The sequence below is a fragment of the Flavobacteriales bacterium genome (genome assembly GCA_016124845.1).
Taxonomy (GTDB): domain Bacteria; phylum Bacteroidota; class Bacteroidia; order UBA10329; family UBA10329; genus UBA10329.
This window is the reverse complement of record WGMW01000010.1, coordinates 1-15,589: the sequence shown is the minus strand read 5'-3', so window position 1 is coordinate 15,589 and position 15,589 is coordinate 1. Positions and strand designations below refer to the sequence as shown.

Annotated in this window: 13 protein-coding genes; 1 reads left to right on the top strand and 12 read right to left on the bottom strand. The window is 49.3% G+C overall.

Annotated elements, in window-relative coordinates:
* Positions 1 to 49: 49 nt before the first annotated feature.
* The 12 genes from GC178_05285 to GC178_05230 form a co-directional block, all read right to left on the bottom strand.
* Positions 50 to 1,453 carry a T9SS type A sorting domain-containing protein gene (locus tag GC178_05285; protein MBI1286974.1) on the bottom strand — a complete coding sequence of 468 codons (1,404 nt, stop codon included), beginning with the start codon at positions 1,451 to 1,453 and terminating at the stop codon, positions 50 to 52.
* A gap of 111 nt (positions 1,454 to 1,564) precedes the next feature.
* Entirely contained in the window at positions 1,565 to 2,995 is a 1,431-nt protein-coding gene (locus GC178_05280) for a T9SS type A sorting domain-containing protein (protein MBI1286973.1), read from the bottom strand.
* Positions 2,996 to 3,139: 144 nt separating this feature from the next.
* Complete coding sequence (locus GC178_05275; GenBank protein ID MBI1286972.1) at positions 3,140 to 4,231, bottom strand: T9SS type A sorting domain-containing protein; 1,092 nt, start codon at positions 4,229 to 4,231, stop codon at positions 3,140 to 3,142.
* Between the two features lie 79 nt (positions 4,232 to 4,310).
* Positions 4,311 to 5,315, bottom strand: a complete 1,005-nt coding sequence (locus GC178_05270) for a DUF4837 family protein (protein ID MBI1286971.1) — start codon at positions 5,313 to 5,315, stop codon at positions 4,311 to 4,313.
* Position 5,316: 1 nt separating this feature from the next.
* Entirely contained in the window at positions 5,317 to 6,801 is a 1,485-nt protein-coding gene (locus tag GC178_05265) for a LysM peptidoglycan-binding domain-containing protein (GenBank protein ID MBI1286970.1), read from the bottom strand.
* A gap of 65 nt (positions 6,802 to 6,866) precedes the next feature.
* On the bottom strand, positions 6,867 to 8,288 hold the full coding sequence (gene gatA, locus GC178_05260; protein MBI1286969.1) for an Asp-tRNA(Asn)/Glu-tRNA(Gln) amidotransferase subunit GatA: 1,422 nt from the start codon (positions 8,286 to 8,288) through the stop codon (positions 6,867 to 6,869).
* A gap of 17 nt (positions 8,289 to 8,305) precedes the next feature.
* A complete protein-coding gene (gene tatA / locus GC178_05255) occupies positions 8,306 to 8,497 on the bottom strand; it encodes a twin-arginine translocase TatA/TatE family subunit (GenBank protein ID MBI1286968.1) in 192 nt (63 codons plus the stop codon).
* Positions 8,498 to 8,509: 12 nt separating this feature from the next.
* A complete protein-coding gene (locus GC178_05250) occupies positions 8,510 to 9,736 on the bottom strand; it encodes a peptidoglycan DD-metalloendopeptidase family protein (protein MBI1286967.1) in 1,227 nt (408 codons plus the stop codon).
* Positions 9,723 to 10,511: a DUF4292 domain-containing protein gene (locus tag GC178_05245; protein MBI1286966.1), complete on the bottom strand. Its 789-nt coding sequence runs from the start codon at positions 10,509 to 10,511 to the stop codon at positions 9,723 to 9,725. The genes GC178_05250 and GC178_05245 overlap by 14 nt, the downstream gene beginning before the upstream one ends.
* Before the next feature lie 7 nt (positions 10,512 to 10,518).
* Entirely contained in the window at positions 10,519 to 12,240 is a 1,722-nt protein-coding gene (locus GC178_05240) for a tetratricopeptide repeat protein (GenBank protein MBI1286965.1), read from the bottom strand.
* Positions 12,237 to 12,671, bottom strand: a complete 435-nt coding sequence (locus tag GC178_05235; protein ID MBI1286964.1) for a dUTP diphosphatase — start codon at positions 12,669 to 12,671, stop codon at positions 12,237 to 12,239. The genes GC178_05240 and GC178_05235 overlap by 4 nt, the downstream gene beginning before the upstream one ends.
* 290 nt (positions 12,672 to 12,961) lie before the next feature.
* Positions 12,962 to 14,446, bottom strand: coding sequence for an oligosaccharide flippase family protein (locus tag GC178_05230; protein MBI1286963.1), 1,485 nt, complete (start codon positions 14,444 to 14,446; stop codon positions 12,962 to 12,964).
* 75 nt (positions 14,447 to 14,521) lie between these two features.
* Between GC178_05230 and GC178_05225 the strand changes: the two genes are divergently transcribed.
* On the top strand, positions 14,522 to 14,830 hold the full coding sequence (locus GC178_05225; GenBank protein MBI1286962.1) for a hypothetical protein: 309 nt from the start codon (positions 14,522 to 14,524) through the stop codon (positions 14,828 to 14,830).
* Positions 14,831 to 15,589 lie beyond the last annotated feature (759 nt).

The following is a 15,589-nucleotide window of genomic DNA, read 5'->3' as shown; positions in this document are numbered from 1 at the left end:
GGCACTCTGAATTTTCAGAGCGCCTTTCCAATTTCAAGAAGCGGAAAGATCAGTTCCTCACCAATCGTTTGAAGGTTCTTCCCTGCTCCGTTTCGATCTCCATCAGGTAAACCCCTGCCGGAGCATCCTGCAGGTCGAAACTGTAAAGTGTGCTGCCGTTGAACTGTCGGTTTGCGATCAATCTTCCGGACAGGTCAGATATCCGAACGGCTGCCCATTTTGTCGTTTCCAATCTCAAATTGAAAAGTCCTGAGCTTGGATTTGGGAAGACCTGAGAAACAATTCTGGGCTCTTCCGGTAAAATACCTGTTCCAATGTTTACGAAATCGAAAAACGCAAATACGCCAGGCTGAGATCGGCCATTCATACAAAAGACCACTAATGCCAAGGTAGAAGGACCATAGCCTTGAAATGGGTAGAAACCAGTTATAGTAAATGTATCGCCTAACTGGTAAACAATCCAAGTCGCAATCATAGTATCCGCAGTTATCTGAACAGAATCAACCAATAGAAAAGAATCAACAGGAAGAGTGTAGTCAAGATCGCACGTCTGAGCATATGCGTAGGATGTGTCCGATGGAATCCATATCTGAGAAGCAGCAATATTGGAGTAGATACTGGAGTCGGCAGGGATTGCAAAAGTGGCTGTCGCTGTATAGCCGTTGGCATCTGTCACCTCTACAGTATAGACCCCAACACATAGAGAATCAAGTTGTCCTGTACTGTTCGTAATGCCATTGGAAAACTGATAAGAATATGGAGGAGTTCCATTCAGCCCTGTAACATCAACCGTGCCTTCACATGCAGATGAGAAAAAGTTGTCAGGAGTGACTTCAGGGTAAGCCCAAATATCTCCGCAGATTGTTGCATTGATTGCCGTATCAAGTCGATCAATACCATTTGATAGAAGAAAAGGGTCTGATTCAGAGGTCCATACGCCCGGAGGATAAAGAAAGGAAATATCAGGGTCGGTGGATAAAACCCTATAACCCAGTCTTAACGCAAAGGTGTTTATTCCCGGAGTTAAACTCCATATCCCACTGTAAGTTGAGGCACTATCCCATGCTGATTGGGACGCGGAGATGGAAATACACCCAATGGAAGGAACATTATTCATTGGGTCTGGACTTTCCCATATTCCGTATGGGGCATCCGGTGTTGCGGAAGACATAACATCTGTGGTGAGTTCAAAGCCAGGAGGTAAATAATAAACCGTATCGATTTTAACCGCGTCAAAGTAAACTATCTGGGAGTCTAAAGAAGGGGATAATGCAAGGTGCCGAACCTTTCCAATGAAGGTTTTGTCATCTGACAGTTCGTTACATGCGCGCATGAAGTATCCGCCTGGGTACAAACCGAAACCATTAGGCGCATACAATGAATCAGCACATGTTTGACCGTATCCTTTACAGTACAGGATTATAGAGAACACTAAAAGAACTACTTGTTTCATGGCCTTGGATCACGATAAATGAAGGACTAAATTAACAATGATTTCACGGAAACAGCAGGTTCAGGATATTTATCGCTATAACCATGTCAATGAAGCCCTTACCTTGTAAGATCAGTTCTTCACCAATCGTTTGAAGGTTCTTCCCTGCTCCGTTTCGATCTCCATCAAGTAAACCCCTGCCGGAGCACCCTGCAGGTCGAAACTGTAAAGCGTGCTGCCGTTGAACTGTCGGTTTGCGATCAATCTTCCGGACAGGTCAGATATCCGAACGGCTGCCCATTTTGTCGTTTCCAATCTCAAATTGAAAAGTCCTGAGCTTGGATTTGGGAAGACCTCAGCGTTGATGGAGGATGCATGTTCCTGAATTCCTACCGAGAGATCCATGAATTCATAGATCTCAAACTCACCCAATGTGGAGCGACCGTTTTCGCACCAAAGCATCAACGAAAAAACCGTTGGGTTCGACCCTAAGAATGGATAGATGGACGTAACTGTATAAGGAGCACCCTGCTGCCAAACGACCCAGGTGACCAAGCATGTATCAGGTCCAGAGGTTACGGCACTCACAATTTCAAATGAATCGAGCGGCAGGTTGTAATCAATATCACATGTAGCGTAAGAACTGAAAAGTGTGTCAGCACCAGCAGGAGGCCAAACACCGCCACTACCAACGTTTGAATAGACATTCTGTGATGAACCGATCACAAAATCCGTTATCGCAGAAGCTCCGTTTGCATCAGTTATGGACACGGAATAGAGTCCCGGGCAGAGTCCCGTCAGCGAAGAGCTTCCGGTTGCACCTGTTGAGAAAGTGAATGAGTAAGGCGGAACCCCGTTGTACACCTCCACGTTGACTTCTCCATCGCAGTTTTGGGTCGTGTCATTGTCCGCCACAACTTCGGGAAAGGCAAACAGGGTTCCGTTGCAGTCGGTGTCGTTCACATGTAGTTCAAGCTCCAAAGTGATTGGTCCCACCAGCCCACCTGTTTCAGAAGCCCAACTGCCATTGGCAATCAGGAACGAAATATCAGGCACGGTTCCAGCAATTCTCAAATCAATCGATAGTGTGACCGGATAAACCCCATCATTGTTGGGGCCTCCTGATGAGGCAGCTGCCCAATCAGTGGGATCTCCGGTAATATTGAGACATCCGATAGCAGCGATCAATCCCTGCCCAACAGAACCGCCATTGACCCATGTGCCGTATGGAGATTGGGCCGTTGCGCTGCTCAATACATCCGTTTCGATGATCAGGCCGGCAGGAAGCCCCGTATCACCAACGATGCGCATGGCATCTATGTAAGTGGAAATGGGTTGAGATGGATTTATAGGGTTGGGCATTACCGTATCTGTCACAGAAATAATGGTCTTATAAGAATTCGACCCGCTACAGTCGGTTAGCATAGGGCCGGCAGGATATGCGCCATACCCTTCACTTGCAAAATTAGGGTCGGGAAAACATCCTTGTGCCTTGGAACGGACCGTACCAAGTATGGTCAACATGGAAAATAGTAGGAGTAAAGTCTTGTTTTTCATGGTCATTTAGTTAAGTATGACACAAGGTATAATCAATATTCCAAATGACTAAACAATTTTTTGTGATAAATTACACTTCCAACACCGTTAAGACAAAAAAGGCACTCTGAATTTTCAGAGCGCCTTTCCAATTTCAAGAAGCGGAATGAATCAGTTCTTCACCAATCGTTTGAAGGTTCTTCCCTGCTCCGTTTCGATCTCCATCAGGTAAACCCCTGCCGGAGCATCCTGCAGGTCGAAACTGTAAAGCGCACTGCCGTTGAACTGTTTGGAGCTGATGATCTTACCAGAAACATCCATTACGCGTACAGAAATAGCATCCGTAGCTCCTATGCGTAGCGTGAAAACACCGTTGTTCGGATTTGGGTAAATGCTTGCGCTTATGCCTGCAACCTCATCCAAACCTGTTGGGTTGGCCGTTACATCCATGTTGTCTGTTCCTTGGCAGCCGCCATCTGTCAGGTCAACCTGAATGTTTCCGCTACCGTTCCATTCAACCGTTACTTGGTTTGTTCCCTGTCCGGAAACAATCGTTCCGTTGGTTGCTGTCCAAGCATAGGTCACATTCGGGTCCTGCGGAACAGAATACATGTATTGGGTTACCGGGTCAACATTCGTACTTCCAGAAATGGTGGTGCTGATGTTGGCATAATCGGAAGCTACGACCAGCGTATCGTAGATGAAAAACGCTCCGCCTCCTAAACTTGGAGACACCGCACTTACCCAGGTAGGAGCACCGATGAATGCTGCAATGCCAGCCGGATTGGTGGATTGAATGTAAGCATCCACTTCAAAGACCAATGGATAAGCACCATCGTTGTTCGGTCCGCCACCGATGGCGGCATCCCAATCTCCACCTGTTCCATAAACGTATGCGCATCCGAAAGCTGCGGTCTGGTTGGGCACCGAACCGGTGTTGTCCCAATAACCCCAAGGCCCGTTGGCATCGGCCGAGGCCATCACATCCGTACTTAACGCGAGTCCGCTTGGGAGACCGGACACCGAATTGATGCGCATCCGCGTGATGTAGAGCGTTACATTCTGCGAAATTGTAGCGTTGTACATCGTGGTGTCGGTAAGGCTCACAATGGTCTTTGGGGCGATCAGCTCGCATGTTGGGCCCAAGGGGCCGCTCGGATACAGGCCAGCAGGTGCACCCGAATAATTGGCATCTGGTGTACATGTTTGGGCGAAACTGCCGAAAGAGAACAGTACGGCAGCAAAAAGTAAAATGTGTTTCATGATCGTATGTGTCGTTTGGTTAGTCAGATAAAGGTAAATTCTTCATCTGGGTCTCAACTAACCTTTACACGACAAATCCTCAGTTCAGCGATGCGCTGTTCAGAATGGCATCCACCTGCCGCATGTAGTTGCGTTTGTTCTTGCCTGGGGCATAAACAAAGCCATGCAGATAGATTACGCGGGTTTCTGTGGGGTTAAGGGTGGCGTAACTGACGAACGGACCGCCCATCAAAGCACCTTCCACCGTCCACATTCCCGTCAGTTTGGAGGCATATCGGCCACCGATGGAGGTTTCCTCAAACAATGGTGGATAATCCGTGTAAACGCTCATGAACGTTCCATTTTCAGGCCCGGGAACATAGTTCTTGGAGAAGCGGTCCATCGCCTCGACCATTCCTTCCTTGGTGAACGTATTCTCCTTTTCGTAAGGTTCTGAATAAATAAGAACGCTTTGCGTGATATCCTTGTCCTCATAGCGCGCCCAAATGAAATCGTCTTCATCGGTTGCAATATTGTAGCCATACGGGAGGCTGAGTGAGACACCGAACTTGGATTTGATCTTCCCAGCAGCTTCTTTGTTCAGTTGCGAAGCGTAGCTTTTGATGACGCGCGCTTCTTCTTTTTTCAGCACGTGACCAATAATGCGTGAGGCGTTGGCCGAAAAAAGCTCAATGAACTCCTCTTCTGTGGGTGCGGCAATTTCAATGACCACCTGAGGTGTGGACCAAACGTCCGTTTTCAGTTCAATGCGCTTCTTGTATTCAGGCCCGATGCTGGTTATCAGCAGATTCCGATGTGTTTGGAATATCTTGGTAAAGGCATCCGATTTGATGTGCACCACATTGAACATCGGTTCTGGTTGAGGCAGTCCGTAAACGTGCTGCGAAAGTGTGTTGAAAACCGTATCGCCAGGTAGACCTTTCCATTCCTTCTCGTCCATCACAACCACCAATTCACCGGCTTTCCCGGTAATGCCCGGAAGAGGCATTTCAGGAGGGTTGCAGGCAAAAAGCAACAATGGAAGCAGAAACAGGAAGACCCTATTTCTTAGTTTTTCAATTTCTCTGCGTTGAAAGATTCCCATATCAGCCGATCTTCAGTTTTGTACCGATCTTCAACTGATAATGATTGGAAATGTTGTTCAGTTCTCGGAGTTTCTCCACTGAAATGCCATTGTTCTTGGCAATTCCCCAGAGTGTGTCACCCGCCTGCACCACGTGGTAGCGGCCACCTTTGTCCGAAGATTCTGAAACCGTTGCGGTAGAACTCGATTGCGATGGGCTTGCCGTTTGGGTATAAAGCACCAATGTCTGTCCTTCACGAATGAGGTTACCGCGGATGCCATTCCAATCGCGGAGATCCGAAACGCTGACGCGATAACGAGCTGCAATGCCGCCAAGCGTTTCGCCATACTTCACTTTATGGGTCTTTCGGGTCTCCTTCATGATCTCGCCCTGGTTGGCAAAGGCCATGTTCAGCGGTTCTTTTCCAAGCTGGTAGATATCAGCCTGATTTGTGAGAAACACTCCGATCTTATCCTTCGGAAGAATCAACGACATTCCCTCGTCCGTCTCTGGAACAATATTGTGGCGGTACATCGGATTCAAAAAAGCTACCTCGGCATACGGGATCTGTAAGACAGCCGAAAGCGTTACCAGATCGGTGTGCTTATGCACCACAACCGTGTCCAACTCATAGCTGAAGAACTTGGGCTGGACGGGATAAACGTTATTCTCGGCCGCATACTGCATCACGTAGTTCACCGCCATGAAGGCAGGAACGTAACCTTGCGTTTCCTGACGCAGGAACGGACGGAGTTCCCAGTAATCGCGTTTTCCACCAGAACGTCTGATGGCCTTGAGCAAGTTTCCTGGACCACCATTGTAAGCCGCCAAAACCAACTGCCAATCTCCGAACATATCATACAGAAAGCGGAAATACTCGCATGCTGCCTGTGTTGATTTGTACGGGTCTCTGCGCTCGTCCACATACGAAGTGGAGTTCAGGTTATAGATTTTACCTGTGCGGTACATGAACTGCCAAAGTCCCATGGCACCTGAGCGCGAACGTGCATCCGGATTCAGCGCAGATTCTACAATGGCCAAGTATTTCAGTTCGAGCGGAAGGTCGTAACGGTCCAGCGTTTCTTCGAACATCGGAAAGTACAGTTCTGCCAATCCTAAAAGGCGTCCGACCTTGTCGCGATTCTTGCCCAGATACGCATCGATGTAGGCTTTTACAGGTGCGTTGTAAACCAAGTTGAACGGACTTTCACGGTCCATTTTTTTGAAGGCTTCCCTGTAATGCGCGTCATCAAACACAGGAATTTCATCCTTTTTCCATTTGCGCTTATTCAGCAGAACCGTGTCCGTAGTAAACTCACTCGCCAAGAAGAATCGGGCCGTGGCCATGCTGTCTAACGCGGCCAGGATCGGGTCGTCTTTCGGTAGCTCGACCTTTGATGTATCCGAACCGCCAGCAAACGAACTGAAAGCCGTTGCCAACACCAAAAGAACCGATAATCCCGCGCGCCTCATCATTTCCACTTTTGTGATTTTATAACGCAGCATGTTCTAACAAAATTATCCAAGCCAGAGCGAGATGCAGAATTTCTGCGCAGCAAGATGCTTGAGTTTTAGACGAGTTGCTCACAACAATCGTCCATTATGTATTTGGCGTAGCTGAACATTTGCGCCTCTTCAAACTGATCGGCCATTACTTGAATTCCGAACGGAAGGCCGTCTTTTTCGCCCATTGGAACCGAAATGGCAGGAATGCCCACCAAGTTGGCGAAAACCGTGTAAATGTCTTCCAGATACATCTTGATCGGGTCATCTGCATTCTCTCCAAATTTGAACGCTACATCTGGCGTGGTGGGAGAGAGCAGCATATCGTACTTGGCGAAGAGTTCGTCAGTCGTATTCTTCAGCAGGCGTCTCACTTTCTGCGCCTTGCCGTAATAAGCATCGTAATATCCTGCTGAAAGAACGAACGTTCCGAGCATGATCCTGCGTTTCACTTCAGTTCCGAAACCTTCCGAACGCGAAAGCTTGTAGGTGCTTTCCAGATCGGTGGCGCGCGGACTGCGATAACCGTAGCGCATGCCATCATACCGCGAAAGGTTGGATGAAGCTTCGGCTGTTGTAAGCACGTAATAGGTCGGGATCAGGTAATCCAACACAGGGAAATCGACAGCTTCCACCATGTGGCCGTCTGCTTTCAGCTTTTCAACGACCTCCAAAAAGTGGTGTTTGATGGCTGGCGCAATGGCCTCATTGTCCACACACTCTTTCAGGTAAGCGAACTTCTTTTTGCCTTCGGCCGATGGTGTGTAACTCGGAACGGGTTTGCTCGACACCGTGCTGTCAAACGCATCGCTTCCCGCGATCACTTCCAGAACCAACGCTGCATCTTCTACATTTTTGGCGAATGGACCGATCTGGTCAAAACTTGAAGCGAATGCCAAAAGCCCGTGGCGCGAAACACGCCCGTAGGTCGGTTTTACGCCCACAATGCCGCAGAAAGATGCTGGTTGACGTACTGAACCTCCAGTTTCCGAACCAAGCGAAACATGGCAGAGACCAGCGGCAACCGCAACGGCAGAACCGCCCGATGAACCGCCAGGTACACGCGCGTTGTCCAGCGGATTGAGCACATTTCCGTAGGCTGAGTTCTCATTGGAACTTCCCATGGCGAACTCATCACAGTTCAAACGGCCAATGATGATGGCATCTTCGGCAAGCAGTTTTTCAACTGCCGTGGAACTGTAAAGTGATTCGAACCCACCAAGGATCTTGCTGGACCCGTAAACGTGATGATCCGCGTAGCAGATATTGTCTTTGATGCCGATGACCACACCAGCGAGCCTTCCTGCTGAGCCTGTTTTCAGTTTCTGATCGGCCGCATCGGCAGCAGCCAATGCCTCATCCGCATAAACTTCAAGAAATGCGTTCAGATGCTTCTCGGCTTCGATACGAGCCAAGAAGTCTTCAACCGTTTTTCTTACTGTGGTCGAGCCGTTTTTGAGTGCCTGATGGTAGGAAGCAATGGTGCCCATTCAACAATGGCCGAAGATCAGTCCTTCTTTTCAGAGATTTGATCGGGTTCATCGGCTTTGCTGGCATCCTTGAATTCCTTGATGCCTTTTCCAAGACCTTTCATGAGTTCAGGAATTTTTCTGCCACCGAAAAGAAGCAATACGATGATCAGGACGATGATGATCTCCTGAGGGCCGAAAAAACCAAGGATTATCGATGCGAAATTCATACGACAAAGGTATTACTTTTTACTCACAAGCCATTTGCTCGGATTGAGTTTGGTGGCACCTTTCCATATCTCGAAATGGAGTACGGTTTTGCCGTCCTCGCGGTTGGTCACAATGGTGCCGAGTTCTTGTTTTACGGAGACCTTGTCACCAGACTGCACAACTACATTCTCCAAATTGGAATACACCGAAATGAACTCACCGTGCTTTACCATTACGGCCTTGTGCGCTCCAGGAACGGACATTACAATACTTACCACGCCTTCAAAAACAGCACGTGCTTTCGAATCTTTGTCCGTAGTGATGTCGATTCCGTTGTTCTCGATCTTAATGTCGCGAAGCGTTGGATGCGGCTGCACACCGAACAACGAAGTGATGACCCCACGTTCTGACGGCCATGGAAGTTTCCCTTCATTCTCGTTGAATTTCCCTGAAAGCGCCATTTCAGTTGGCGTAAGCGCAAAACCTGATTTTGTAACCTTGGCGCCTGTTTTCTCGGCTTTGGCCTTGGCCTTTCGGATCTCTTCCTCAATGATCCTTGCAATGGCGCTTTCCAGCTTTTTGCGGTCGCGTTCCTTCTGCTTCAGGTCCTTGCGCAGTTGGCTTTCCTTCGACTTAAGCGACTGAACCACCTTGTCCTGTTCTTCTTTTTCGGTGGAGAGTTGCAATTTCTCTCGCTCCTTGTCTTCCAAGAGGAAGGCCATTTTCTTTTTCTTCTCGGCCAGTTCTTCCGTTCGCGATTCCAGCACTTTCCGTGTGGTTTCAATGGCTGCAGCCTGCTCCTGTCGGTGCTTGGCGTACTGCTGGAAATACTTGATGCGTTTGTACGCCTGATTGAAATCCTCCGAAGACAGAATGAACATCAAACGGTCGTACTGGCTCTGATTCTTGTACGTGTAGTACAGCATTTTGGCGTACTCTTCCTTCAGTCGGACAAGGTCGTTCTCCAACGACTCAATAATGCCTTTGGTCTCATCGATCTGTCGTCCGATGATCTCGGCTTCGCGAAGCATGGTATTGATGAGCTCCTGCCGCTTATTGATCTTGGCGTTGATCAGGTTCAGTTCGCCCAGTGTGGCCTTCTTGTTCTGCTCGGTCTCACTCAGTAGTTTGTTCGTGAACTCGATGTCCTTCAGCAGCTGGTCTTTCTGCTTGCTCAGTTCGTCCTTGTTCTGCCCGAATAGCAGCAACGAGCTGAAAATGAGCGCGAAAGAAAGAAGACTGAGTTTAGTACGGAACATACTTGTTCGGAATGCTGAAAGGGAATCGCAAGGTAGTTTTCTCCTCGATCTTTGACCAGTTCACATCAACGGCAATATTCTCTTTTCCTTGTGTACGGAAACGCATCGTGGTCGGAAAAACAATGGTTCCCAACTGCTGGAAATCGTTGTACTCGGCCAATATGCGCTCATCGCGTGCAGGATTGTTTAGCACCGATCGTGTAACGCGCCATATACTCGGATCCACTTCCGTGTACTGTTTCAATTTGAGTGGATATTCGGAGTGATTGACCTTGTTCGTGTCGGCCTCGAGCGTGTAGAGATCTACGAGCGGTGTGAGAAAATACAGGTCTTCGGGATAGAGCGAAACGAAGTCTCCCGTGAGCACCGATTGCAATACTTGGAAGTTGATCTCCAGTTTCAGCAGTTCGTTCGTCTTCTCAAAACTCTCCACAAAATATTTCTGGTCGATGCGGTTCAGCATTTTGATGCTGTCGGGTGTGATCACCAGACGTACCACTTCAATGCCCAATGCAGGCGTGATGGAAAGCCAAATGACACTATCGCGCTTGGCGCGGATGCGTGCTCCGAACGATTGTGTGCCTTTCTCCGTGGAGTGATTCACACTCAATTTGGCAGCGATCGTCTCTGGACTGTTGGTCCTTACCGAATCAAGCAACGCGGCTGTGGTAATGCTCGGCAGACCAGAAGGTCGCGTGGCCATTTGCGTGGTTTTGCAACCCACAAGTGCGGAAAATGAAAGTGCGGACAGAAAAAGGTACAGACGAAACTTCATTCCAGAACTATGGCAATTTGTTGCCGTTTACTTTTTCGGGAAGTTCATCGCTATGGTCGCCCAGTTCCAAGGCCGCTTTCCATTCTTCCATCGCCTTTTCGGTCTCGCCCAATTTGTATAGAATGTCGCCATAATGCTCCACGATGGTGCCGCTTGTGGAACCTCCGTTCTCCATCGCTTTCAGAATCCATTCCAAAGCCTCTTCGTACTTCTGTTCCTGATAAAGGATCCACGCATACGTGTCCTGATAAGATGGCTGCCGCGATTGCAACACATTCGACCTGCGCGACATCTCTTCGGCCTTATCCAATTTCTCTGCGCGCAGCGAAAGGAAGTAGGCGTAATTGTTCAGAATGAGCGCATTCACAGGGTCTTTTTTAAGCGCCTTATCAAATGCCTCGTCCGATTCCTGATACTGCTTCAAGTTGTTGTAGGCATCCGCCAGAACAGAAAGCAATTGTACATTCAGGTACGTGTCCGAACGGGTGAAAACCTCACCTTCATTCAAAATGTCTGTGGCTTCCTTATACCGCTTCAGGCTGTTGTTGGCAATGCCGTTCATCAGGTACATCAAACCTTGGTTTGGGAACAGTTCCAGCGCCTTGCGACTGTCGCGTTCCATGGCGTCATAATCGCCCAACTCATAGCTCGTGTTCACCAATGAACTCCAGATCATGAATCGGCTGCTGTCCAAGGCAACGGTCTTGTAGAATGACTCACGTGCTTCTTTGATCCTGCCATCGCGTTGCAGAAAATCGGCCTTCATGGCAAATGCCTTGGCGTCTTTCGGGTGTGCTGCGGTCAGAAGGTCAAGCAGTTCATAGGCCTGTGAAAGCAACTTGTCGTTCCCTTCGGTGAGATTGTAATAGGACATCATCACCTGAATCTTCTGATCAATGTCCAGCGCAGGGCTTCCGAAAGCTTCTTTCAGTTCCTCGAACGAACGGTCGTAATCATCTTTCTTCTTGAAATACTCCGCCAGATTCAGATGCAGGATCGGGTCATCAGGATCGTTTTTGATCATGCGCTCATACACTTCGTATGCCTTATCCAGCATGTCGTTGGCGGTGTAAACTTCCGCCAGCATACCCAAATAGCGTTGCTCGCCAGGGAAGTTCGCGATCAGGTTTTCCAGCTCTTTCACCGCGTCATCCAAACGGTCAAGTTGCAAATAGATCTTCTCTTTTTGAACCGAGATCTCCTCGCTCACACCCAATTGTTCCTCGATCTTGTTGTAAGCGTCAATCGCCTTTTCAGGCTTGTTCATGTAGATGTACGTGGTGGCCAGCTCGTACATGTATTCCACCTTTTCGGGATGCTGTTCCACCAGCCTTTCATAGATCTTGGCGGCAAGCTCAAAATCATTCAGATTCATAAGGATCTCTGCGGCAAAAAGCGCATACCACTCATTGTCGGGGTCGAGTTCCAGCGCGCGTTTGGCAAAGGGCAGCGCTTCGTCTACATGCTGGCTCATGGTGAGCAGGTTTCCCAACTCGTAGTACGAGGCAGCATGTTTCGGATAGATCTTGATGCATTCGTGGTACAGCGCGGCCGCCTCCTCGTAGTTGCCGAGCATCTTCTCCTTGCTGGCATCAAAGAACAGTTCGGTTATCTGCCGCTGCTCCTCGTAGCTGGGGCCTTTCTCCTTCTTCTTTCTCCGCTGTGCGGATGCGACACTTACGGCCAACATCAACACCACCAACGGTACTATGTGCAACAGTCTCCTCAATGCTTTCCTGTGTGTCCGAATCCGCCTGCACCGCGGACCGTTTCGTTCAATGTTTCCACTTCTTTCCAAGCTACCTGCTCGTGTTTTGCCACCACCATCTGGGCAATGCGCTCACCGTTCTTGATAACAAACGGTTCGTTCGAAAGGTTGACAAGCAGCACTTTCACCTCGCCACGGTAGTCTGCATCAATGGTTCCGGGCGAATTCAAAACCGTCAGACCGTGCTTGTAGGCCATACCGCTTCGCGGACGTATCTGCGCTTCTGTTCCTTTGGGCAACGCGATGAACAGCCCCGTTGGTACCAATGCGCGTTCCAGGCTTTTCAGTTCGATGTCCACTTCAATGTTCGCCCGCAGATCCATGCCTGCCGAAAGCTCCGTTTCGTAATTGGGCAGATGGTGGGTTGAACGATTGACTACTTCTACTTCCATTCAGTTTCGGTTCGTGAAAAGCCGTGCAAAGCTACGGAAGCTGAACAGATGGGGTTCATTAGCGTCAAAATTTCCACAGGCTTTTCGAAGTCAACTCAAAATTTTGAAGCACTATCGAGATAATGCAAAAAATTTTGAGGAAGAATGCGTTAGACTGTGGAAACCCTTTCGGAACCTCCCAAAACCAACGATCTGACTTCGTTATGATTTTGTTGAAAGAGCTTGGGCTATTACAAAAAATCATGTCTTGCATCTCATTGGTTTAAAACGGTTTTTGACTGCAATGAACCTCACCTGTTCAGCTTGAAATTGGGGCGGAGCAAGAACCACGAAAGTGCCGCATAACTCAGTAAAAATATCACGTTGATGGCCAAGGCGTACGGCATTTCGGAAACGCGAAGAACGACACTTGCCCAGTATAAAACCACGGCCCCACCGACCATCAGCGTCAGTTTGCCCAACTCGTACGGAACGGGGTAGAACTTCCTGCCAAGCAGATAAGACACCACCATCATGGAACCGTAACAGGCAAATGTGGCCCAGGCCGATGCCATGTACCCGTATTTGGGGATGAAGAGGAGGTTCAAAACCAAGGTGATGATGGCCCCGAAGATGGCCAACCCCGCGCCATAGCTGGTCTTGTCGGTGAGCTTGTACCACACCGACTGATTATAATAGATGCCGAGGAAAATGTTTGCCATGAGCAATATCGGAACGACCTTGAGCCCTTCCCAGTATATCTTGTTCGGAATAAAGTGTTTGAAGAGGTCGAGATAGAGCATCACGAACAGGAAGGTGCCCGCCAATACCCACACGAAATAGGTCATGACCTTGGCGTAGAGCTGTCTGCTGCCAGCTTCCTTCTCTTGCGAAAAGAAGAACGGTTCTGCCGCGTAGCGGAACGCCTGTATCATCAACGAAATGATGATGGAAAGTTTGTAGCACGCCCCATAAATGCCCAATTGAAACATGGCCGCATCCATTCCTTTGGTCGGGATAAGCAGCCGCTTCAGCATTACACGGTCGAACATCTCATTCATCATCCCTGCCAAACCTGCCACCAGTAATGGCAAGGCATAAATGAGCATGGGTTTGAGCAGTTGGAAATGAGGGCGGACAAACCCGCTGATCATGGTTGGCGACAGCAGCAGGAACTTGACGATACTTGCCAAAAGGTTGGCAATGAACACGTAGCCGACCCCTGTGTTCGGGTCGTAGAACGTGTCGGTAAGCCAGTTGCCGCCACCACTTTTCACCAAGGGCAGACAGTATTTGAGGAAGAACAGGTTCAGCCCAACATTTACGGCCACATTGGCAATATTGACCCCAGCGAATGTCTTGGCCTTGTTCTGCGAACGGAGTCGCGCCAATGGGATTGACGAAACGGCATCCAGACCAACGATGATGGCGAACCACACCACGTATTCCTTATTGTCGGGATACAGCAACCAATCGGCAATGGGTTGGGCAAATACCACGGCCATCAGAATGAACATGGAAGTGGTTCCGAGCAGCGAACTCAGGATGGTGGAGAATACGGTTTTCGGCTCTTGCCCTTCCTTTGAGTTAAAACGGAAGAAAGCCGTTTCCATTCCGTAGGTGAGCAGGATGATGAGGAAGGCCACGTAGGCATACATCTCGGTGATGATGCCATATTGCTGCGGCACAAAGACAGCGGTATGCAACGGTACCAACAGGTAGTTGAGAAACCGCGCCACAATGGAACTCAATCCATAGATGGCGGTCTGGCCTGCGAGTTTCTTTAGAACGGACAATGCTGGTGTATTGGTCGTTGGCTAACGAGCCGAAGGTCGCAAGATTTAATGAGTTGCGTGAATGAATGTTAAAACATGCGGGGTTTCATTATTTGGACTGGCGGCTGCATTATTGCGGGACGCGGCTGTATTTATGGGTCTTACAGGGAAATTGTCTGGAGTTGCGTTGGAACGGTCGGCTGCTGCACGGGGATTATCGGTCTCTACTATGTAATGATGACCATTTACATTGGAATTGTTGGCATTTGTACTGGAATTGTCGGTTGCTACAGTGAAATGATGGCCATCTGCACGGAAATTATCGTGGGTTGCGGTAAAATTGTCGGGGTCTGCATGGGAATAATTGTGTCTTGCGATGAAATAATGGGGATTGACACCTCCTGACCCTTCGACAAAGCTCAGGGCAGGCTCTCCCCTAAGGGGAGGAATTCGAGATAGGGGTTCGCTATGCTCACGGTCGGTTCTCGCAAAGCCGCCAAGACGCAAAGGGTTCGCTTTGCTCACAGATTTTATTCACGCGGAGACGCAGAGAGATGGAGGTTCGCTTCGCTTACGTTTAGGTCTCGCAAAGTTGCAAGGACGCAAAGGGTTCGCTTCGCTCACGGTGTTGTTGCACGGAGGGGAATGGAGGATGGGAGATGCACGGAGAGGGTTCGCTTCGCTCACGGTCGGTTCTCGCGAAGCCGCCAAGACGCAAAGAGTTCGCTGCGCGAATGGGTTTTATTCACACAGAGCCGCAGAGAAGCAGATTTGGTTCGCTGCGCTCACGTTTAGGTCTCGCAAAGGCGCAGGGGCGCAAAGGGGTGCGCGGGTCATCCTGAGTGATTTTCCTTTCTCGGGAAAATTGTATCGAAGGATTTTTCACACAGAGCCGCAGAGAAGCAGATTTGGTTCGCTACGCTCACGGTCGGTTCTCGCAAAGCCGCCAAGACGCAAAGGAATTGACCCCTCCTGACCCTTCGACAAAGCTCAGGGCAGGCTCTCCCCCAAGGGGAGGAATTCGAGACAGGGTTCGCTTCGCTCACAGATTTTATTCACGCGGAGACGCAGAGAGATGGAGGTTCGCTTCGCTCACGTGGGTTGCTCGTGAAGACGCAGGGGCGCAAAGGAGTGCGCGGGTCATCCTGAGTGATTTTCCTTTCT

Bases quoted from the DNA above. Each gene is read 5' to 3' on its own strand.
- GC178_05285 (MBI1286974.1), bottom strand. From the start codon at position 1,453: ATGAAACAAGTAGTTCTTTTAGTGTTCTCTATAATCCTGTACTGTAAA.
- GC178_05280 (MBI1286973.1), bottom strand. From the start codon at position 2,995: ATGACCATGAAAAACAAGACTTTACTCCTACTATTTTCCATGTTGACC.
- GC178_05275 (MBI1286972.1), bottom strand. From the start codon at position 4,231: ATGAAACACATTTTACTTTTTGCTGCCGTACTGTTCTCTTTCGGCAGT.
- GC178_05270 (MBI1286971.1), bottom strand. From the start codon at position 5,315: ATGGGAATCTTTCAACGCAGAGAAATTGAAAAACTAAGAAATAGGGTC.
- GC178_05265 (MBI1286970.1), bottom strand. From the start codon at position 6,801: ATGCTGCGTTATAAAATCACAAAAGTGGAAATGATGAGGCGCGCGGGA.
- gatA (MBI1286969.1), bottom strand. From the start codon at position 8,288: ATGGGCACCATTGCTTCCTACCATCAGGCACTCAAAAACGGCTCGACC.
- tatA (MBI1286968.1), bottom strand. From the start codon at position 8,497: ATGAATTTCGCATCGATAATCCTTGGTTTTTTCGGCCCTCAGGAGATC.
- GC178_05250 (MBI1286967.1), bottom strand. From the start codon at position 9,736: ATGTTCCGTACTAAACTCAGTCTTCTTTCTTTCGCGCTCATTTTCAGC.
- GC178_05245 (MBI1286966.1), bottom strand. From the start codon at position 10,511: ATGAAGTTTCGTCTGTACCTTTTTCTGTCCGCACTTTCATTTTCCGCA.
- GC178_05235 (MBI1286964.1), bottom strand. From the start codon at position 12,671: ATGGAAGTAGAAGTAGTCAATCGTTCAACCCACCATCTGCCCAATTAC.
- GC178_05225 (MBI1286962.1), top strand. From the start codon at position 14,522: ATGCGGGGTTTCATTATTTGGACTGGCGGCTGCATTATTGCGGGACGC.